The 20,041-nt window shown below is 67.2% G+C and carries 19 protein-coding genes and 2 pseudogenes; 11 read left to right on the forward strand and 10 right to left on the reverse strand.

The features are described 5' to 3' along the window. Positions 1-34: 34 nt before the first annotated feature. Positions 35-1,039 carry a type I glyceraldehyde-3-phosphate dehydrogenase gene (gap, locus tag QO207_RS23300; RefSeq protein WP_301534651.1) on the forward strand — a complete coding sequence of 335 codons (1,005 nt, stop codon included), beginning with the start codon at positions 35-37 and terminating at the stop codon, positions 1,037-1,039. 375 nt (positions 1,040-1,414) lie between these two features. Here gap and QO207_RS23305 read toward each other — a convergent pair whose 3' ends face one another. Further along, positions 1,415-1,597, reverse strand: a complete 183-nt coding sequence (locus QO207_RS23305) for a DUF1289 domain-containing protein (protein WP_138212809.1) — start codon at positions 1,595-1,597, stop codon at positions 1,415-1,417. Between the two features lie 175 nt (positions 1,598-1,772). On the opposite strand from QO207_RS23305, the gene QO207_RS23310 reads away from it, so the two are divergent. After that, on the forward strand, positions 1,773-2,552 hold the full coding sequence (locus tag QO207_RS23310) for a hypothetical protein (protein WP_301534652.1): 780 nt from the start codon (positions 1,773-1,775) through the stop codon (positions 2,550-2,552). 59 nt (positions 2,553-2,611) lie between these two features. Here the strand turns inward: QO207_RS23310 and bglX are convergent, their stop codons facing one another. The 6 genes and pseudogenes from bglX to QO207_RS23340 form a co-directional block, all read right to left on the reverse strand. Then, positions 2,612-4,909, reverse strand: a complete 2,298-nt coding sequence (bglX, locus tag QO207_RS23315) for a beta-glucosidase BglX (protein WP_301534670.1) — start codon at positions 4,907-4,909, stop codon at positions 2,612-2,614. 205 nt (positions 4,910-5,114) lie between these two features. Continuing rightward, positions 5,115-6,152, reverse strand: a complete 1,038-nt coding sequence (gene scpB / locus QO207_RS23320) for an SMC-Scp complex subunit ScpB (protein WP_301534653.1) — start codon at positions 6,150-6,152, stop codon at positions 5,115-5,117. Positions 6,153-6,364: 212 nt separating this feature from the next. Further along, a pseudogene (locus QO207_RS23325) lies at positions 6,365-7,123 on the reverse strand (ScpA family protein); the annotation flags it as partial. A gap of 320 nt (positions 7,124-7,443) precedes the next feature. Continuing rightward, a complete protein-coding gene (locus QO207_RS23330; RefSeq protein ID WP_301534654.1) occupies positions 7,444-8,658 on the reverse strand; it encodes a tryptophan--tRNA ligase in 1,215 nt (404 codons plus the stop codon). Positions 8,659-8,719: 61 nt separating this feature from the next. Continuing rightward, positions 8,720-9,349: an L-threonylcarbamoyladenylate synthase gene (locus tag QO207_RS23335; RefSeq protein ID WP_301534655.1), complete on the reverse strand. Its 630-nt coding sequence runs from the start codon at positions 9,347-9,349 to the stop codon at positions 8,720-8,722. Further along, entirely contained in the window at positions 9,346-10,221 is an 876-nt protein-coding gene (locus QO207_RS23340) for a PHP domain-containing protein (RefSeq protein WP_301534656.1), read from the reverse strand. The genes QO207_RS23335 and QO207_RS23340 overlap by 4 nt, the downstream gene beginning before the upstream one ends. A 169-nt stretch (positions 10,222-10,390) precedes the next feature. Between QO207_RS23340 and QO207_RS23345 the strand changes: the two genes are divergently transcribed. The 7 genes from QO207_RS23345 (at position 10,391) to QO207_RS23375 (ending at position 15,127) form a co-directional block, all read left to right on the forward strand. Next, positions 10,391-10,984: a septation protein A gene (locus QO207_RS23345; protein WP_301534657.1), complete on the forward strand. Its 594-nt coding sequence runs from the start codon at positions 10,391-10,393 to the stop codon at positions 10,982-10,984. A 1-nt stretch (position 10,985) separates the two neighbouring features. Next, a complete protein-coding gene (locus QO207_RS23350) occupies positions 10,986-11,285 on the forward strand; it encodes a YciI family protein (RefSeq protein ID WP_192431999.1) in 300 nt (99 codons plus the stop codon). Positions 11,286-11,392: 107 nt separating this feature from the next. Further along, positions 11,393-11,851: a translation initiation factor 2 (IF-2, GTPase) gene (locus tag QO207_RS23355; RefSeq protein WP_301534658.1), complete on the forward strand. Its 459-nt coding sequence runs from the start codon at positions 11,393-11,395 to the stop codon at positions 11,849-11,851. A gap of 12 nt (positions 11,852-11,863) precedes the next feature. Then, positions 11,864-12,541, forward strand: coding sequence for a response regulator transcription factor (locus QO207_RS23360; protein ID WP_301534659.1), 678 nt, complete (start codon positions 11,864-11,866; stop codon positions 12,539-12,541). Positions 12,542-12,701: 160 nt separating this feature from the next. Continuing rightward, on the forward strand, positions 12,702-13,163 hold the full coding sequence (locus QO207_RS23365) for a Spy/CpxP family protein refolding chaperone (protein WP_301534660.1): 462 nt from the start codon (positions 12,702-12,704) through the stop codon (positions 13,161-13,163). A 90-nt stretch (positions 13,164-13,253) separates the two neighbouring features. Then, positions 13,254-14,591, forward strand: a complete 1,338-nt coding sequence (locus QO207_RS23370; RefSeq protein WP_301534661.1) for a cell wall metabolism sensor histidine kinase WalK — start codon at positions 13,254-13,256, stop codon at positions 14,589-14,591. 26 nt (positions 14,592-14,617) lie between these two features. Further along, entirely contained in the window at positions 14,618-15,127 is a 510-nt protein-coding gene (locus QO207_RS23375; protein WP_301534662.1) for a hypothetical protein, read from the forward strand. Here the strand turns inward: QO207_RS23375 and QO207_RS23380 are convergent. After that, on the reverse strand, positions 15,108-15,668 hold the full coding sequence (locus tag QO207_RS23380; protein WP_301534663.1) for a nitroreductase family protein: 561 nt from the start codon (positions 15,666-15,668) through the stop codon (positions 15,108-15,110). The two genes, QO207_RS23375 and QO207_RS23380, sit on opposite strands and share 20 nt — an antisense overlap. Positions 15,669-15,887: 219 nt before the next feature. On the opposite strand from QO207_RS23380, the gene QO207_RS23385 reads away from it, so the two are divergent. Beyond that, positions 15,888-17,342, forward strand: a complete 1,455-nt coding sequence (locus tag QO207_RS23385; protein ID WP_301534664.1) for a TrkH family potassium uptake protein — start codon at positions 15,888-15,890, stop codon at positions 17,340-17,342. Between the two features lie 193 nt (positions 17,343-17,535). Here QO207_RS23385 and QO207_RS23390 read toward each other — a convergent pair whose 3' ends face one another. Then, positions 17,536-18,534, reverse strand: a complete 999-nt coding sequence (locus tag QO207_RS23390) for an AraC family transcriptional regulator (protein WP_301534665.1) — start codon at positions 18,532-18,534, stop codon at positions 17,536-17,538. A 146-nt stretch (positions 18,535-18,680) separates the two neighbouring features. Between QO207_RS23390 and QO207_RS23395 the strand changes: the two genes are divergently transcribed. Then, entirely contained in the window at positions 18,681-18,998 is a 318-nt protein-coding gene (locus tag QO207_RS23395; RefSeq protein WP_192430257.1) for an Mpo1-like protein, read from the forward strand. 44 nt (positions 18,999-19,042) lie between these two features. On the opposite strand, the pseudogene QO207_RS23400 reads toward QO207_RS23395, so the two are convergent. Continuing rightward, positions 19,043-20,041: pseudogene (locus QO207_RS23400) on the reverse strand (hypothetical protein); the annotation flags it as partial.

Below are 20,041 nucleotides of genomic sequence, written 5' to 3' on the forward strand. Positions count from 1 at the left end.
TTTTTACCACAACAAAAGAAAAGAGACGACCTCAATGACTATACGCCTGGCAATCAACGGATTTGGCCGCATCGGTCGGAACGTGCTCCGTGCGCTCTACTCGGGGCCGTACCGCCAGCACCTGAAAGTGGTGGCGATCAACGACCTGGGCGACGCCGCGATCAACGCCCACCTGTTCCAGTACGACAGCGTGCATGGGCGCTTCGCCGGCCGTGTCGAACACGATGCCGAAAGCCTCAGGGTAGAGGGCGACCGCATTGCCGTCACGGCGATCCGCAACCCGGCTGAGTTGCCATGGGAAGCCCTGGGGGTGGATATCGTGCTGGAGTGCACCGGCCTGTTCACCTCCCGCGACAAGGCCGCCGCGCACCTGCAGGCCGGCGCGCGCCAGGTGCTGATCTCCGCCCCTGGCCAGGACGTGGACGCCACGGTGGTGTTCGGCGTCAACGAAGGCATCCTGCGCGCGGAGCACCGCATCGTCTCCAACGCTTCCTGCACCACCAACTGCCTGGCTCCGGTGGCTCAGGTACTGCACCGCGAGCTGGGCATCGAGCACGGGCTGATGACCACCATCCACGCCTACACCAACGACCAGAATCTTTCCGACGTCTACCACAGCGACCCGTACCGCGCGCGCTCGGCCACCCAGTCGATGATCCCGACCAAAACCGGCGCCGCCGAAGCCGTGGGCCTGGTGCTGCCGGAACTGGCCGGCAAGCTGACCGGCCTGGCGGTGCGCGTGCCGGTGATCAACGTGTCGCTGGTCGACCTCACGCTGCAGGTCGCCCGCGACACCAGCGCCCAGGAGGTCAACGAACTGCTGGAGCGCACCAGCGAGACTTCGACGATCCTCGGCTTCAACCGCCAGCCACTGGTCTCGGTGGACTTCAACCACGACCCGCGCTCGGCCATCTTCGACGCCAGTCATACGCGGGTGAACGGCCGGCTGGTGAAGGTGATGGCCTGGTACGACAACGAGTGGGGGTTCTCCAACCGCATGCTGGATACGGCGCGGGCGATGGTTCTGGCGCGGGGTTGAACTGGGTTCGCGAGCAAGCTCGCTCCTACGAAGAGCCCGTACTCTGCACCTGTAGGAGCGAGGGGGACGCCATCGTTATTGCTCGCGAACGGCCACCACGCCGACGTCTCACTCAGCGCTGTAGGGCGCATAACGCGCCAGCGTTATCCGCCATAGAAGATGCGGCGGATAACCCGTTCCGGGTTATTCGCCCTACGCTTGCTGCGTAGGGCCGACCATCGCAAGAACCCCTCACCCTAACCCTCTCCCAGAGGGAGAGGGGACTGTCCGGTGCAGGAATAAACGATGGTGTCAGCCGGCACGATCTGCCCCCTCTCCCTACGGGAGAGGGCTGGGTGAGGGCAAACCGCGGCGCGATGCCCCAGGAAACGTCGTTCAGCGATAAAGCCTTTTCCCCTGCGCCTCCAGCACCAGCAGGCGCATGTCCGCCTCGGCCAGGATCGCCTCCTGGCCCAGGTGGTCGACGCGCTTCCACGCCTTGATTTCCTCGCGACTGCGACCGCAGCCCAGGCAGATGCCCTCTTCGAACTCGCAGATCTTGATGCACGGACTCTTCACGGACTTCCTCGCAACTCATGGATGAATGTCGGTGGGCCTGCACAATGGACACCCGCGCGGCGCCAAGGTCCAACTCGATTTCCCCATCGGCGTCATCGACGCGGGCAATCGATGCGGGCCATTGAAGCCGGCGCGCCTTGCTAGAATCCGCCGTCCACGCTGTCCGACTGCGCCCATGCTCGCCCTCAAGCTCACCCTGGTTCCGCTGTTCCTGCTGCTGGTGTCCCTCTCCGGGCGCTGGTGGGGACCGGCCGTCGCCGGCTGCCTGGCCGCCCTGCCCGCCATCGCCGGCCCGATCCTCTACCTGATCACCGTGGAGCACGGCCGCGACTTTGGCGCCCAGGCCGCGCTGCTGGCGCTGGCGGCGATCTTCGCTGCGGAAGCATTCAACTTCGCCTATGCCTGGCTGTGCCGGAAGTACCGTTGGCCGCTGGCTCTGAGCGGCGCGATGCTGGCCTGGCTGGTGGCAGCCTGGGCCTTGACGCAACTCCCTGCCTCGCCCTTCTGGGCACTGATCGCCGCAGCACTGGGCGCACTGACCAGCCAGCTGTTCATGCCTCGCGCCGAACCGTCAGGCAGCATCGCCGCCCTCAGCCACTTCGAGCTGGGCCTGCGCATGCTCGCTGGCGCGCTGCTGACCCTGGCCGTCACGGCCCTCGCCGGCTGGGCCGGGCCGAGTTGGAGCGGCCTGCTGGCGGTGTTCCCGCTGCTCTCCATCGTGCTCTGCGTGTCGTCGCAGCGGCTGCATGGCGCCAGCTTCGTCATCGCCCTGCTGCGCGGCATGGTCAGCGGGCGCCCGGCCTTCGCGGCGTTCTGCCTGTGGCTGGCGTTGCGTCTGCCAGGCAACGAGACGCTGCCGAGCTTCGCCGAGGCGGCGCTGCTGGCCGTGCTGGTGCAAGGCGCGGTGCGCTGGCTGATCGGGCTCCGCTCCCGCAAGGCTGCCAGAGCCGCCTGAATGAAAAACGCCACGGCTGGATCAGCCGTGGCGTTTGCGTTTGCAGCAGCGAGTGACGCTTAGAGCAGCGTGAAGCTCTGCTCCTTCACGTTGTCCGAGTCCAGGCCAACGTAGACCTTGAACTCGCCGGGCTCCGAGGCGTAGCGCAGCTGGCTGTCGTAGAAGCGCAGGTCTTCCTCGCGGATCGGGAATTGCACCACCTTCGACTCGCCCGGCTGCAGCAGGATCTTGCTGAAGCCCTTGAGCTCCTTGACCGGGCGACTGATGGACGCGGCAACGTCGCGCAGGTAGAGCTGCACGGTGGTCTCGCCGGCAACCTTGCCGGTGTTCTTCACGGTCACGCTGGCGGTCAGCTGGTCACCCTTCTTCAGCTTGCTGCCGGACATCTTCACGTCCGAGACGCTGAAGTCGGTGTAGCTCAGGCCGTAGCCGAAGGGGTACAGCGGGCCGTTCTCCGAGTCGAAGTAGCGCGAGGTGTACTTGTTCGGGTGCTCGTGGTCGAACGGGCGGCCGGTGTTCAGGTGGTTGTAGTAGATCGGCACCTGGCCCACCGAGCGCGGGAAGGTCATGGTCAGCTTGCCCGACGGGTTGTAGTCGCCGAACAGCACATCGGCGATGGCGTTGCCGCCCTCGGTGCCGCTGAACCAGGTTTCCAGCACTGCGTCGGCGTTGGCGCTTTCCCAGCGCAGGTCCATCGGCCGGCCGTTCATCAGCACCAGCACCAGCGGCTTGCCGGTGGCCTTGAGGGCCTTGAGCAGCTCGATCTGGCTCTGCGCAATGTGCAGGTTGGTCTTGCTCGACGCCTCGTGGGCCATGCCCTGGGATTCGCCGACCACGGCCACGACCACGTCGGCCATCTTCGCCTTCTCGACGGCTTCGTCGATCATCGCCTGCGGGCTGCGCGAATCGACTTTCACGTCGTCGCTGTACTCGTTGAGGTATTTGACGATCTCCGGATCGTCGGTGACGTTGGCGCCCTTGGCGTAGAGCAGCGCGGCGTGGCCACGGGTGGCGGTGCCCATGCCTTCGAGCACGGTCACGGCCTGGAACGCCTTGCCGGCGGCGGACCAGCTGCCCATCACGTCGCGCTTGCTGTCGGCCAGCGGGCCGATCAGGGCGATCACGCCGTCACGCTTGAGCGGCAGCACGCCGCCCTGGTTCTTCAGCAGGACCATGCCCTTGCGCGCGATCTCGCGGGCGTCGGCACGGTGCAGGCGGTCCTCGGCGTCGGTGTCGACCGGGTCCGTGCCCTGCAGGTAGCGGTACGGGTCCTGGAACAGGCCCATGTCCCACTTGGCGGCGAGCACGTCGCGGCAGGCGCGGTCGATCTCGTCCTGGCTGATCAGCCCGGCCTTGAGCAGCTCGGGCATGTGCTTGCCGTAGAGGTCGTCGTTCATGTTCATTTCGACGCCGGCGTTGATCGCCGCCTGGGTGGCGTCGCGCTCGGTGGCGGCCACGCCGTGCTTGATCAGCTCCAGCACCGCGCCGTGGTCGCTCAGGGTCAGGCCCTTGTAGCCCCACTGGCCGCGCAGCAGATCCTGCAGCAGCCACTTGTTGGCGGTGGCCGGCACGCCGTTGATGCTGTTCAGCGAGACCATCACCGCGCCGGCGCCGGCGTCGATGGCCGCGCGGTACGGCGGCAGGTAGTCCTGGAACATGCGCTGCGGGCTCATGTCCACGGTGTTGTAGTCGCGGCCGCCTTCGCCGGCGCCGTACAGGGCGAAGTGCTTGACCCCGGCCATGATGGTTTCCGGCTGGTTCAGGCCCTTGCCCTGGTAGCCCTTGACCACCGCGGCGGCGACCTTGCTGGTCAGCCAGGCGTCTTCGCCGAAGCCTTCGGAGACACGACCCCAACGCGGATCGCGGGCGATGTCGACGGTGGGCGAATAGGTCAGGTTGAGGCCGTCGGCGCTGGCCTCGATGGCCGAGACACGGGCGCTGCGCTCGATGGCGGCCAGGTCCCAGCTCGCCGCCAGGCCCAGGCCGATGGGGAACACGGTGCGGTGGCCGTGGACCACGTCGTAGGCGAAGAACAGCGGGATCTTCAGCCGGCTCTTCATGGCCGCGTCCTGCAGGTCGCGGATGCCCGGACGGACCACGGTGTTGAACACCGCGCCGGTGGTGCCCTCGGCGATTTCCTTCAGCAGTACCGGCTTGGGATGGTCCGGGCCGACGCTGACCAGGCGCAACTGGCCGATCTTCTCTTCCAGCGTCATGCGCTGCATCAGGCTGTCGATGAAGGCGTCCTTCGACTGGCCGGCCAACGGCACGGCGGGTGCGCCAGCAGGCGCCTGGGCGGCGGAAAGCGAAGCGCTGCTCAGGCCCAGCAGGAGGCCGAGCCAGCAGATACGGCTGATTGGAGTTCTTTTCATTTGGGTACTCAGCCGCCTGCGCGAGGCGCCAGGCCGCTGTGGATTGTTGTCGAGGATCGTCGAAGGGACGGGGATTCCGGCTGCTCCCCCGGGTGTAGCGGCCGGCGCCTTTCGAACGCGGCACATAAGGTCGTCGCGCGGGGCGCGGAAGTCAATCACCGAACGGCTGGAAATCTCCGAGGATCGCGGCTCAATGGTCGCGATTGCGCGCGTTGAATTCCATTTCCTCGAGCATGGCTTCGCGCAGGGCGCGCTCCTCGTCCCACTCGTCCTCAGCGGGCGCGGCCGGTTCGGGGGCAGGCGGCGTAGCAGCGGGGGCCTCTACTGCGGTTTCGTCCTCAGTCGGAGCCTGTGCTTCATTCTGCGGCTCGACCTCGGGCAATGCATGGACGCCGCTGAAGTCGGCATCCACGCCGGTATCCTCGTCGTCGCTCGGCGGGCGGTCGATCAGGTCGTCGAAGTCGGTCTTCAGGCCCTGCTCCATCTCGTCCAGCTCGGCGAGCAGGCTGCGGAAGCTGGTCTCTTCCTTCGGCTCCTCCGGCGGCGCGGGCTCCGGCTCCTCGCCGGCATCGCGCACGGCCTGGTCGGCCAGGGCCTGCAGCGACGGCGGCACATAGTCCTCGTCGTATTCCTCGGGGCTCGGCAGGCTGGCCACCGGCGCCATGTCTTCGAGGATCGGCTGCGGCTCGGGCTCCATCAATTTCAGCTCGGCCAGCGGCGGCAGGTCTTCCAGGCTCTTCAGGTTGAAGTAGTCGAGGAAGGTGCGGGTGGTGGCGAGCATCGCCGGGCGACCAGGGACTTCGCGGTAGCCGACGATGCGGATCCACTCGCGTTCCATCAGCGTCTTGACGATCTGGGTGTTCACCGCGACGCCACGGATTTCCTCGATCTCGCCACGGGTGATGGGCTGGCGGTAGGCGATCAGCGCCAGGGTCTCCAGCAGCGCACGGGAATAGCGCTGCGGGCGCTCTTCCCAGAGCCGGCCGACCCAGGAGGCGAACTTCTCGCGCACCTGCAGGCGGTAGCCGGTGGCGACCTCCTTCAGCTCGAAGGCCCGCCCGGAGCAGGACAGGCTCAGCACCGCCAGCGCATCGCGGAACTGCTGCGGCTCGGGCCGCTCGGCCTCCTCGAACAGCTCGCCGAGGCGCTCCAGCGACATGGGCTTGCCGGCAGCCAGGAGGATGCCTTCGAGCAGGGTCGCCAGTTCTTGCGGGTCGGAGAGATTCATCAGGGGCTCGGGTCGGGGTTGAAGGTTTCGCCGTTCAGGCGGGAAAACTACTCAAAGCGCGGCGCCAGGGCAACGCTGGCGGATCAGAGCGGCTCGTCTTCCGGCTCGCCGTCCAGTGCCTGGTCGAGCGCTGCCTCGCCTTCCGGGCCGTCGAAGTGGCCGTCCTCGAAGGTCAGTTCGGCTGGCGGCTCCTCGCGTGGCTCGAAGACGTCTTCGTCGCCCTCTTCCAGCACTTCTTCCGATGTTTCCCCGAAGCGCGCGGCGCCTTCCTGCACTTCCGTGCGGGCGCGGACGTGGATAGGCGCGAAGGCTTCGTTCTGCACCAGTTCCACCAGCTGCTCCTTGACCAGCTCCAGCACCGCCATGAAGGTCACTACCACGCCCAGCTTGCCTTCCTCGACGCGGAACAGCGTGATGAAGGGCACGAAGCCCTCGCCTTTCAGGCGTTCGAGAATCTCGGTCATGCGCTCGCGGGTGGAGAGCATCTCGCGGGTGACCTGGTGGCTTTCGAACAGGTCGGCGCGGCGCAGCACCTCGGCCATGCACAGCATCAGCTCCTGCATGTCCACTTCCGGCAGCAGCCGGCGCGCCCGCGCATCGGGCGCAGCGACAGTGGGCACCACGTAGTCGCGGCCCAGGCGCGGCAGGTCGTCGAGGTCCTCGGCGGCCTTCTTGAAGCGCTCGTACTCCTGCAGGCGGCGGATCAGCTCGGCGCGCGGGTCTTCCTCTTCCTCCTCGGCCTCGGCCGAGCGCGGCAGCAGCATGCGCGACTTGATCTCGGCGAGCATGGCGGCCATCACCAGGTACTCGGCGGCCAGTTCCAGGCGCACCGACTTCATCAGCTCGACGTAGCCCATGTACTGGCGGGTGATCTCCGCCACGGGGATGTCGAGGATGTTGATGTTCTGTTTGCGGATCAGGTAGAGCAGCAGGTCGAGCGGGCCTTCGAAGGCTTCGAGGAACACCTCCAGGGCGTCCGGCGGGATGTACAGGTCCTGCGGCATCTCCGTCAGGGCCTCGCCGTAGACGAGCGCCAGCTGCACCGGCACCTGGTATTCAGGGGCGGCGGGGGCTTCCGGCTCGGTCAGGTCACTCATCGGCCACTCGTCAGGCGCTGGGGTTGGAAGGCGGCATTATCCCTGCTTTTGCCGGCGGCGCGAGGGGCTTTTGGCGGAATCACGCTGCGTAGCTTGCCTGTGCGTAGGAGCGGACTCTGTCCGCGATAGGCCCGCATCGCGCCGGAGACCAATCGCGGACGAAGTCCGCTCCTACGCACCCGGCAGATCCGCGTTCAGCGGTACGACAACCCCATGGCATGCCGCACTTCCGCCAGCGTCTCCCGCGCGGCCTCGCGGGCGCGTTCGGCGCCTTCAGCGAGGATGCTGCGCACCAGCTCGGGGTTGTCCTCGTAGTCCAGCGCGCGCTCCTGGATCGGCGCCAGTTCGTGGAGGATCGACTCGATCAGCGGTCGCTTGCAGTCCAGGCAGCCGATCCCGCCGCTGCGGCAGCCTTCCTGCACCCACTGCCGGCAGCCGTCGTCGGAGTAGATCAGGTGCCACTGCCACACCGGGCAGCGTTCCGGCTCCCCCGGATCGCGACGGTGGACGCGCGCAGGATCAGTGGGCATGCGCGCGATCTTCTCTTCGATCACTTCCGGGCTATCGCGCAGGGCGATGGCGTTGTGGTGCGACTTGGACATCTTCTGCCCATCCAGCCCCGGCATCTTCGGCGCATGGCTGGTGAGGGTCTGCGGCTCGGGCAGCAGCACGCGGCTGGTGCCTTCGAGGTAGCCGAACAGCCGATCGCGGTCGCCGAGGGTCAGGCTCTGCTGCTCCATAAGCAGCGCGCGGGCGGTTTCCAGCGCCTCGGCGTCGCCCTGCTCCTGCCAGGCGCGGCGCAGGTTGCTGTAGAGCTTGCCGGTCTTCTTGCCCAGGCGGGCGATGGCGGTCTGGGCGCGGTCCTCGAAGTCATCCTCGCCGCCGTAAAGATGGTTGAAGCGGCGGGCGATCTCGCGGGTGAATTCGACGTGGGCGAACTGGTCCGAGCCCACCGGCACCAGGCCCGCGCGGTAGATCAGGATGTCCGCAGCCTGCAGCAGCGGGTAGCCGAGGAAGCCGAAGGTGGAGAGGTCCTTGTGGACCATCCGCTCCTGCAACTCCTTGTAGGTCGGCACCCGTTCCAGCCAGGACAGCGGGCAGATCATCGACAACAGCAGCTGCAGCTCGGCGTGCTCGGGGACGTGGGACTGCACGAACAGCGTCGCGGCGCTGGGGCTGACGCCCACCGCCAGCCAGTCGATGGCCATGTCGCGCACATGCTGGCGGATGTTGGCGGTCTCGTCGTACTCGGTGGTCAGGGCATGCCAGTCGACGATGGAGAAATAGCATTCGTACTCGTGCTGCAGCTTCACCCAGTTCTGCAGCACACCGTGGTAATGGCCCAGGTGCAGGCGCCCGGTGGGGCGCATGCCGGACAGCACACGGCGCAGGGATTCGACGCTGGTCAAGCGGTCAACCTCGCGGGTTCGGCGATAGGACGAGGGAGTATAGCCAGCACGCCGGACGTGTTCAGGCGTTGACCATGAAGGGTTCCGGATCACCGCAGCCGACGCGCACCACCACCGGGTCTTCGTCGGTCAGGGCGATCACCGTGGACGCTTCGCCGCCGCCAAAACCGCCGTCGATGATCAGATCCACCAGATGCTCCAGCGAGTCGCGCATCTCGTACGGATCGTTCAGCGGCTCGGTCGCGCCGGGCAGGATCAGGCTCACGCTCATCAGCGGCTCACCCAGCTCCTCCAGCAGCGCCAGGGCGATCGGGCAGGCCGGCACGCGCAGGCCGATGGTGCGGCGCTTGGGGTGCAGCAGCATGCGCGGCACTTCGCGGGTGGCGTTGAGGATGAAGGTGTAGGGGCCGGGCGTGTGCGCCTTGAGCAGGCGGAACAGGCCGGTGTCGACCTTGGCGTACAGCCCCAGCTCGGACAGGTCGCGGCACACCAGGGTGAAGTTGTGCTTGTCGTCCAGCCGGCGGATGTGGCGGATGCGCTCCACCGCGGACTTCTCACCGATGCGGCAGCCCAGGGCGTAGGAGGAGTCGGTGGGATAGGCGATCACCCCACCCTGGCGAATGATCTCCACGGCCTGCTTGATCAGCCGCGCCTGGGGATTTTCCGGGTGGATCTGGAAGAACTGGCTCATGGTGTCTCCTGGGTCCCGAGGGCGTTCTCGGCACTGGCGAAACGCGGCCAGAGCGGCGCCAGGTCTTCCGGCACGCTCCGGTAAAGGCCCAGCTCCGACCAGTCGCTGGGGCCATGGAAGTCGCTGCCGGCGGTGACCATCAGGCCGAACTCGCGGGCGAGGATGCTCAGCACGCCGACCTGCTCGGCCGGCTGCGGGCCGTTGCAGACTTCCAGCGCATGACCGCCGGCGGCGATGAAATCGGCCACCAGCTTGCGCCGCTTGGTACGGGTGAAATCATAGTGGTACGGATGCGCCAGGCTGATCCAGGCACCCGCCGCGCGCAGGGTGCCGACGGCATCGGCAAGGCTCGGCCAGTGCTGCTTGACGTCGCCCAGCTTGCCGGCGCCCAGCCACTTGCGGAAGGCTTCGCCGCGATCCTTGACGTGGCCCTGGCGCACCAGGAACTCGGCGAAGTGCGGGCGCGCCGGGGCGTTCTCGCTGTCGCCCAGCTCCGCCTGGATCGCCCGTGCGCCGTCGAAGGCACCGGGCATGCCCTTGGCCTCCAGGCGCCGGCCGATCTCTTCGGCACGGGTCCAGCGGGCGCGGTGCAGGTCGCCCAGCGCCTTCACCAGCGGCTCAGCGGTGGCATCGAAGCCATAGCCCAGCACATGAATGGTCGCGCCACCCCAGGTACAGGACACCTCGACGCCATCCACCAGCTGCATGCCCAGCGCCTGCGCGGCGCGGCGCGCCTCGGGCAGGCCGTCGAGGGTGTCGTGGTCGGTCAGTGCCAGCACGCGCACGCCGCGCCCGTGGGCGCGCTCGACCAGGGCCGTCGGGCTGAGCTGTCCGTCGGACGCGGTGCTGTGGCAGTGCAGATCGACTCGCATGGGGCTTCCAGGGGCAATGCAGGGATAACGTTCTGTATAGACGTTTATGGGCCAACGCTCCCGCGGCAATGGGTTGAAACCATGATCTGCCGCAGCGTTGGGCGGATGACGCTTTCAGTTCACCCGCAGCTTGGTATTATGCCGGCTCTACTGGGCTGTGGCTGCCGTAATGAAGCAATTCATCGATTTCATTCCCCTGATTCTCTTCTTCATCGTCTACAAGCTCGACCCGCGCAACGTCGAACTCGCCGGCCAGAGCTTCTCGCTCGGCGGGATCTACAGCGCTACGGCCGTGCTGATCGCGGCTTCCGTGGTGGTCTACGGCATCCTCCTGATCAAGCAGCGCAAGCTCGACAAGGGCCAGTGGGTGACCCTCGCCGCCTGCCTGGTATTCGGCGGCATGACCCTGGCCTTCCATAGCGAAACCTTCCTCAAGTGGAAGGCACCGGTGGTGAACTGGCTGTTCGCCCTGGCCTTCGCCGGCAGTCACTTCATCGGTGGCCAGCCGCTGATCCAGCGGATCATGGGCCACGCGGTGCACCTCACCGATTCCCTCTGGGCGAAGCTGAACATCGCCTGGGTGCTGTTCTTCCTGATCTGCGGCTGTGTCCAGCTGTTCGTCGCCTTCACCTTCCAGAGCTACTGGGTGGACTTCAAGGTGTTCGGCAGCCTGGGCATGACCCTGCTGTTCCTGATCGGCCAGGGCGTGTTCCTGGCCCGCCACATGCACGATGAGCCTACCGGCGAAAAACCCAAGGACTGACATGCTCTACGCGATCATTGCCCGTGATATCACCGCTTCCCAAGAACGCCGCCTGGCCGCCCGTCCGGCGCACATCGCCCGCCTGGAGCAGCTGAAGGAAGAAGGCCGCCTGGTGCTGGCCGGTCCGCACCCGGCCATCGACAGCAACGACCCGGGCGCCGCCGGCTTCACCGGCAGCCTGATCGTCGCCGAGTTCGACTCCCTGGCCGCCGCCCAGACCTGGGCCGACGCCGATCCGTACCGCGCCGCCGGCGTCTACGCCGAAGTCGTGGTCAAGCCGTTCAAGAAAGTCCTGCCCTAACCCGCTCGCGCGCTGCACCCCGCGGCACGGAGCGCCACGGGGGTTCGCAGCCGGACACCGCCTCGGACGGCCGTGCACGGCGGATCATCATCGAACAAGGAGTCACGATGCGCCGCCTGCCCCTGCTTGCCTGCCTGATCCTGCCCCTGACTGCGCTGGCCGAAGATTCCACCCTGGAACCAACCGCGCCGGCGCTGTCCAATGCCGCAACGGCCGCCGAGCCCGCCAACGCCCCCAGCGCCGAGGCGGACGCAGTCATGGAAGCCGASCGCCGGATCAAGGAGCTGGAGAACCAGCTGGGGCTGAGCGAACAGCAGCGCCAGGCTCTCTCCGCGCAGTTGTCCAACCCCGACAACAGCCAGGACGAAGCGCGCATCGCCCGCCTGACCCAGGAAAACCAGCGACTGAAGCTGCAACTGCGCGAGGCCCAGGCCAACCAGCCGCCACGCCTGCTCAGCGAACAGCAGACCTGGTACGTGACCGGCGCAGGCACTGCCGTGCTGGCCTTCCTGCTCGGTGCGCTCAGCCGTGGCCGACGCCGCTCGCGCCGCGAATGGATCAATTGAAGAAGCGTCTGAATGAGTGAATTGCTGCTGATCGACGACGACGTCGAACTCTGCGAACTGCTGACCACCTGGCTGACCCAGGAAGGCTTCAGCATCCGCGCCGCCCACGATGGCGCCCAGGCCCGCGCCGCGCTGGGCAGTCGCGCACCGGATGCGGTCGTGCTCGACGTCATGCTGCCCGATGGCAGCGGCCTGGAGCTGCTCAAGTCGCTGCGCAGCGACCATCCGGACCTGCCGGTGCTGATGCTCTCTGCCCGCGGCGAGCCGCTGGACCGCATCCTCGGCCTGGAACTGGGCGCCGACGACTACCTGGCCAAACCCTGCGACCCCCGCGAGCTGACCGCCCGCCTGCGCGCCGTGCTGCGCCGCAGCCACCCGGCACAACCCACTGCGCAGCTGGAGCTGGGCGATCTGGCGCTGAACCTGTCCCGTGGCATCGTCGCCATCGGCAGCGAAGAGATCAGCCTGACCCTCTCCGAGAGCCGCATCCTCGAAGCCCTGCTGCGACAGCCGGGCGAACCGCTGGACAAGCAGGCCCTGGCGCAGCTCGCCCTGGGCCGCAAGCTGACCCTGTACGACCGCAGCCTGGACATGCACGTCAGCAACCTGCGCAAGAAGCTCGGCGGCCACCCCGACGGCCGCCCGCGCATCCTCGCCCTGCGCGGGCGCGGTTACTTCTACGCACCCTGAGCACAGGCCACGGGCCGCTCTGGCCCGGGCCTGGTAAAGATTCCAGGCAACACCTAACGCAATCTTTACCGAAGCTTTACGTGGGACTGACGGCTCTTGACCTTGCCGACCCTAGACTGGGCACATCCGGTAACGACCGGTCCCTGAAAGGAGAAACACCATGCGCAAGACCCTGACCGCCCTGCTGATCGCTGCCGCCCTGCCGACCGTCGCGCTGGCGGCCACTCCGGCGCCGACCGACGCTCCGCCACCCGCCCCGTTCATGAAAGACCATGGTCCGGGCATGCACGGCCCGCGTGGCGAACACGGCGGCATGTTCCGCGAACTGAACTTGACCCAGGACCAGCGCCAGCAAGTCGGCAAGCTGATGGGCGACTCGATGAAGGATCGCCGCGCGATCACCGAGAAGTACTGGAACAAGCTGCCCGAATCCGACCGCAAGGCCATGCAGGAAGAACTCAAGGCCAACCGCGAGAAGTCCGAGGCCAGCATCCGCGGCATCCTCACTCCCGAACAGCAGAAGAAGTTCGACGAGCTGAAGAAGCAGCGTGAACAACGCAAGGCCGAGTGGGCTGAATTCCAGACCTGGAAGGCCCAGAAAGACGGCACCAAGACCAACTGATCGCTCCAGCAAGAGCAGGCGCCGGGTTATCCCGGCGTCTTGCCGTGGGGCCCTGACAACGGATAGACCATGCGGCTGAACAGGAAGACCATGCGTTCACTCTTCTGGCGGATCCTCGCCGCCTTCTGGCTCGCCCTGCTGCTGGTGGCCGGACTGTCGATCCTGCTGGGCCGCGCCCTGAACCAGGACACTTGGGTGATCGCCCGTTATCCCGGCCTGCATGACATCGCCAAGCAATGGACCCTGCTCTACGAGACCCAGGGCCCGGCCGCCGCGCAACAGCTGCTGGAAAGCCGCCGGCAGCAATACGAACTCTCGGTGCAGGTGCTCGACGAGACCGGCCAGCGCCTGGTCAACGGCACCTACCTGCCACGCCCGCCGCGTCCGCGCGACAGCAATTTCGACCGCCAGGACCTGCCGCGCTTCCCCTGGCGCCAGCTGAGCCAGGAATACACCAGCAGCCGCACCGACCAGACCTACCTGTTCATCTACCGCATTCCGCACCCGACGCTGCAGGCCTGGCACCGCAGCAGCCTGCTCTGGCCGCTGAGCGCGCTGGGCATCGCGCTGGTGGTGCTGACCGTGTTCAGCCTGCTGCTGACGCTGTCCATCACCCGCCCGCTGAATCGCTTGCGCCGCGCCGTGCACGACCTCGGCCAGACCAGTTATCAACAGGACAGCCTCGCCCGCCTCTCCCGCCGCGGCGACGAACTGGGCGTGCTGGCCCGCGACTTCAACCGCATGGGCGCGCGCCTGCAGGGGCTGATCGGCAGCCAGCGCCAGTTGCTGCGCGATGTCTCCCACGAGCTGCGCTCACCACTGGCGCGCCTGCGCATCGCCCTGGCCCTGGCCGAACGCGCCGAGCCCGAACAGCGCGCCGCCATGTGGCCGCGCCTGGAGCAGGAATGCGATCGCCTGGAAGCGCTGATCAGCGAAATCCTCGCCCTCGCCCGCCTCGACGCCGAGCCCGGCCCGACCAGCCGCATCGACCTGCTGCCGCTGTTCGAACGCCTGCGCAACGACGCGCACCTGCTGCACCCGGAACAGAACATCCAGCTCGACGTCGCGCCGCAACTGGCCGTCGACGGCTGGCCCGACATGCTCGAACGCGCCCTCGACAACCTGCTGCGCAACGCCTCGCGCTTCAACCCGGCCGAGCAGCCGCTGCAAGTCCAGGCACGGATCGACGACGAACGCCTGCACATCAGCATCCGTGACCACGGCCCCGGCATCGCCGAGGAACACCTGGCGCAATTGGGTGAACCCTTCTTCCGCGCGCCCAACCAGAGCAGCCCCGGCCACGGCCTGGGCCTGGCCATCGCCCGCCGCGCCATCGAGCGTCATCACGGACGGTTGCGCCTGAGCAACCATCCCGACGGCGGTTTCCTGGCCAGCATCGACCTGCCGCTGCGCCGCCAGGCCGCCTGAACCGCGCGCACCTTCGGAGAGCAACCATGAGCCTACCCGCCTTCGCTACCCCGATCCCCGCCCTGCAACGGCCGCTGCCGCCGGCAGCGCTGCTGCGCAGCGAACCCTACGACGACCCGCAGTACCTGGTGCTGGCGGTGGAACTGGCGCGCCTCGCGACGCAGTGGCGCAAGCGCTGGCCCGGCCTGCGCCTGAGCCTGCCGCAGAGCGGCACCTGGCCGCTGGAAAGCTGGCCGGATGCGCTGGGCGATGCGCTGGATTCGTTGCTGGAAGCGGCGCTGACGCGCCAACCGTACGCGGCGCTGGAGCTGTCGCTCGGTTCAGCGCACGGTGAATTGCGCCTGGACCTGCAAGGCCATGACCCGCAGGCGCGGGCCTGGCTGCCGGCAGCCCTGCCGCCGGCGCGACGTCTGGCTGCCTGGCAGGGCGGCCAGCTGATCTGGCACGCCCCCCGGCTGAACAATCATGGCGGTGCCTGGCATGGCGGCGCCTGGAAGGTCCGCCTGGAACTGCCGCTCAGCCCCGCCAGGCGCTGACGAACTCGGCCGGGTCCAGCGGCGCCGGGCGGCGCAGCTCGCCAATCGGCGTGCCGAGGTAGATGAAGCCGACGATGCGCTCGCTCTCGGCCAGGCCCAGGCCTTCACGCACCAGCGGATCGAACGCCATGGCGCCGGTGCGCCACATCGCTCCCAGCCCCTCCACATATGCCGCCTGGACGATGCCATGGGCGGCGCAACCAGCTGCCAGCCACTGCTCGATCTCCGGCACCTTGGGGTGATCCTGCAGACGCGCTACCGCCACCACCAGCATCGGTGCGCGCAGCGGCATGGCACGGGCCTTGTCCAGTGCCTCGGGCTTGCCGTCCGGCTCGTTGGCCGCCACGGCGCGGGCGAACAGTTCACCCAGCTCCTTGCGAGCCTCGCCTTCCACCGTGAGGAAACGCCAGGGGCGCAGCTGCCCGTGGTCGGGGGCGCGCAGAGCCGAGCGGAACATGCGGTCCAGCTGCTCGGCGGACGGTGCCGGCTCGCYCAGGCGGGCGTGGGACACACGGTTGAGCAACGCGTCGAGAGCCTCCATGGGCTGCCTCCAGTCAATCTCGAAAGGCGCCATTGTAGACGCAAAGGGTTCGCATTTGCCCAGCGCCTGCGCGCAGCTCGCAGTCAGCGCTGTTTGTGCCGACGAACGTAGGCAGCTTCCAACCAACCGCTGCACGGGCCTGGCCAGATATCCACTTGGTTTACAGGCAACGGCCTACAGGTAAAATGGCCGATTCCCAGTAGATTCAGACTTCAGCGCATGGCCCTGCCGACACTACGCACCCTCGGATTCATCATCGGCATCTTTGTGATCACGCTGGCAGTCGCCATGCTGGTCCCCATGGCCACGCTGCTCTACTACGGCCGCGCCAACGAACTGCACCCCTTCATCTGGTCGGCGATCATCACCTTCACCTGCGGGCTGGGCATGGTCATTCCCGGGCGCCCGGAGCACGTGCACCTGCGCCCGCGAGACATGTACATGCTCACCGTGTCGAGCTGGGTGATCGTCTGCTTCTTCTCGTCCCTGCCCTTCATGTTCGCCCGGCACATCAGCTTCACCGACGCGATCTTCGAGAGCATGTCGGGGATCACCGCCACCGGCTCGACCATCCTCAGCGGGCTGGACAAGATGTCGCCGGGCATCCTCATCTGGCGCTCGCTGCTGCACTGGCTGGGCGGTATCGGCTTCATCGCCATGGCGGTAGCGATCCTGCCGATGCTGCGCATCGGCGGCATGCGCCTGTTCCAGACCGAATCCTCGGACCGCTCCGACAAGGTCATGCCGCGCTCACACATGGTGGCCAAGTACATAGTCGGGGTGTACGTCAGCATCACCATCCTCGGCACCCTGGCCTTCTGGTGGGCCGGCATGGGCCTGTTCGACTCGCTCAACCACGCCATGTCGGCGATCTCCACCGGCGGCTTCTCCACCTCCGACCAGTCCCTGGCCAAGTGGCACCAGCCGGCGGTGCACTGGGTCGCGGTGGTGGTGATGATCCTGGGCAGCATCCCCTTCGTGCTCTACGTCTCCACCCTGCGCGGCAACCGCCGGGCGCTGCTGCGCGACCACCAGGTGCACGGTTTCCTCGGCCTGCTGGTGTTCACCTGGCTGGTGATGGGCACCTGGTACTCGGTGACCTCCAGCCTACCTTGGCTGGACGCCTTCCGCATCGTCGCGGTGAACGTCACCTCGGTGGTCACCACCACCGGCTTCGCCCTGGGCGACTACAGCCTGTGGGGCCACTTCTCGATCATGCTGTTCTTCTACCTGGGCTTCATCGGCGGCTGCTCCGGCTCCACCGCCGGCGGCATCAAGATCTTCCGCTTCCAGGTGGCCTATACCCTGCTGCGCGCCAGCCTCTACCAGCTGATCCACCCGCGCGCGGTGATCCGCCAGAGCTATAACGGCCACCGCCTGGACGAAGAGATCGTGCGTTCGATCCTGACCTTCTCGTTCTTCTTCGGCGCCACCGTCGGCGGCCTGGCGCTGGGCCTGTCGTTCCTCGGCCTGGACTGGATGACTTCGCTCACCGGCGCGGCCAGCACCGTGGCCGGCGTCGGCCCGGGCATGGGCCCGATCATCGGCCCGTCGGGCAACTTCGCCTCGCTGCCGGACGCCGCCAAGTGGCTGCTCTGCGGCGGCATGCTGCTCGGCCGCCTGGAGATCATCACCGTGCTGGTGCTGTTCACCCCGGCCTTCTGGCGGCATTGATCACGCTGACGGCCCAATTGGCAGGATGAACACGCCGTAGGATGGCGTGGAGCGCAGCGATACCCATCATTCCGCGCACGCCAGGAACACCGGCGTGCGAAGCTGCCCTTGTAGGAGCGAGCTTGCTCGCGAACGGATTTCCCGGCAGCTCCGACGTCAGGCGGTTCGCGAGCAAGCTCGCTCCTACAACAGCTCAAAGCTCCTCGCGATACTCCCCCGGCGTCTTGCCGAACCAGCGGCGGAACGCGCGGAAAAAGTTGCTCGGCTCGGAGAACCCCAGCAGGTAGGCGATTTCCAGCAGCGTCATGCGCGGCGTGGCGAGGTACTGCTGGGCCAGCTCGCGGCGGGTGTCATCGAGCAGTTGCTGGTAGCTGGTGCCCTCTTCCTGCAGGCGCCGCTGCAGGGTGCGCTCGGACAGGTTGAGCGCCTGCGCCACGCTCTCGCGCTTGGGCTCGCCCTGGGGCAGCAGGCGGCACAGCACCTGGCGCGTCTGGTGGCTGAAGCGGCTGCTGACGAAGCGCGCCAGGTATTCCCCGGCAAAACGATCATGCAGCCGCGCCAGCTCCTCGTTGGCGGTGGGCAGCGGCGCCGCCATGTCGTCGTGGGAGAACAGCATCGCGCAGTCGGCATGACCAAAGCTCAGTGGCGCCTGGAACAACTCGCGGTACGGTTCGATATCCGGCGGCGCATCGCCGGCCAGGCGCACTTCCAATGGTTTGATCGCGCGCCCGGTGATCCAGCGCAGCATGGCGATCAGGCTGGCGATGGAGCACTCGGCGCTCTGCCGTGGCACCGGCAGCCGGTCGCCATGCACCACGATACGGAACAGACAGCCCTCGGGCAGGCGGCGGAAGGTCAGGTCGGCGCCTTCGGCGATGATCCGCTGATAGCGCTCCAGGCGCTCGAAGCCCTCGCCCAGGTTGCGGCTGGACATCAGCGCATAGCCCACCACCGGGAACGCCGGGGTGTGCACGCGGGCGATGTTCAGGCCGATGGCCGGGTTGCCGGACAGCTCCACGGCGCGATTCCACAGGCGGCTGAGCGAATCCTGGGGGATGCGCGCATCAGGGTCGTCGAGGGCGGCGAAATCCAGCCCCAGCTCGCTGAACAGCTGGCGGCCGTCGAGGCCCTCCAGCTCCAGCGACTGGACGATTCCACGCACCCAGCTCGACAGGGTTGTACGCTCAGGCATGCATATTCTTCTGGTTATGGTGGCGTTGCGCGCCAGCCACTTCGACGCGGACGGCGCAGGGGGATACTAAACTGGCCCCCTATGTCATCCGCAAGTCTGAAGGTGGCGTCCTACACTGGCGCCATCACAACAACAGGAGGTGCGCCATGAGCACCCAGACCGCTGATCGATTCCAGAGCTTCGCCGAGTTCTACCCGTACTACCTGCAGGAACACAGCAACGCCGTATGTCGCCGCCTGCACTACGTGGGCAGCCTGCTGGTGCTGTCGATCCTCGCCTACGCCATTTTCAGCGGCCACCTGCTGTGGCTGCTGGCCATGCCGCTGGCCGGCTACGGCTTCGCCTGGGTCGGCCACTTCGTGTTCGAGAAGAACCGCCCGGCCACTTTCAAGTACCCGCTGTGGTCGCTGATGGGCGACTGGGTGATGCTCAAGGATGCCTTCACCGGGCGCATTCGTTTCTGACATAGGGCGTTTCTAACGTAGCGCGTTTCTGACGTAGCGCCCCGTCAGCGCGCGGCGCTGCGCTGCGCCGTGCGCTCGAAGAGGATCGCCTGCACTTCCCCGCCTGCATGCTGCGCCACCCGCCGCCAGCTGCCCGGCACATCGGGAATCTCCTGGTCGTTGTAGCGGCTCATCACCAGCCACACGCGACCATCGTCCTGCGGCAGGTCGGCCAGGCGGTCGACGAAGGCATGCTGGCGGTCGTCGATCAGCGAACCAAAGCCGTAAAGCCCCGGCCGACCGGAGCTGCCGTCGGCCGCCGGAGCGGTATAAAGCAGTGGTTCGTGGCCGGTGCGGTTGTAGTAGCGGAAGGTCAGGTACCAGAGGATATCGTCCACCACCACCCGGTCGCCGGCGCGATAGTGCGCGTTGACGAAGGCCGCCATGCCGTCGAACTGCTCGTCCGGGTCGACCGCAATGGCCCGCCCAACCCCGATGCTTTGCAAGCCCAGCAGCGTGACCAACAACAGCGCCCCCAGCGCCCGACGCTCCTCCAGCAGGCGGTCCAGCGCCAGCGCCAGCAGCAGCGGCAAGGCCAGGGCGAAGGCGGTGAGATAGCGTTCGACGAACACCGGGGAAATGAACGACACGCCATACACCAGCAGCAGCGGCAGGCCGCAATACAGCGTCAGCAGCAGGCCGCCGCGCTGGCGGCTGCGGTCCCCGCGCAGCACCAGCGCAGCCGCCGCGATCAGCAGCAGCGGCACACCCAGCAGCGCCGGCCAGGGCAATTCGTTGCCATCGGACTGCGCCAGCCACTGCCAGAGCATCGACGGCAGCGAGCGCGCATCCACCGGCGGCTGCCAGCCCACGTCGCCGCCGGCTTCCAGCACCGCCATGTGGTGGATCAGGTCGAACATCCCCGGCAACCACGGCAGGAACAACGCGGCAATGGCCAGGTTGGCCAGCCACCAGTCACGCCGCCACAGCGGGATGCCAGGCAGCACCGCCAGCCAGAGCCACTGCACCAGGGCGCCGAACAGGCTGAAGTAGTGGGTATAGAA

Source organism: Pseudomonas sp. CAN1, from assembly GCF_030462585.1.
GTDB lineage: Bacteria > Pseudomonadota > Gammaproteobacteria > Pseudomonadales > Pseudomonadaceae > Pseudomonas.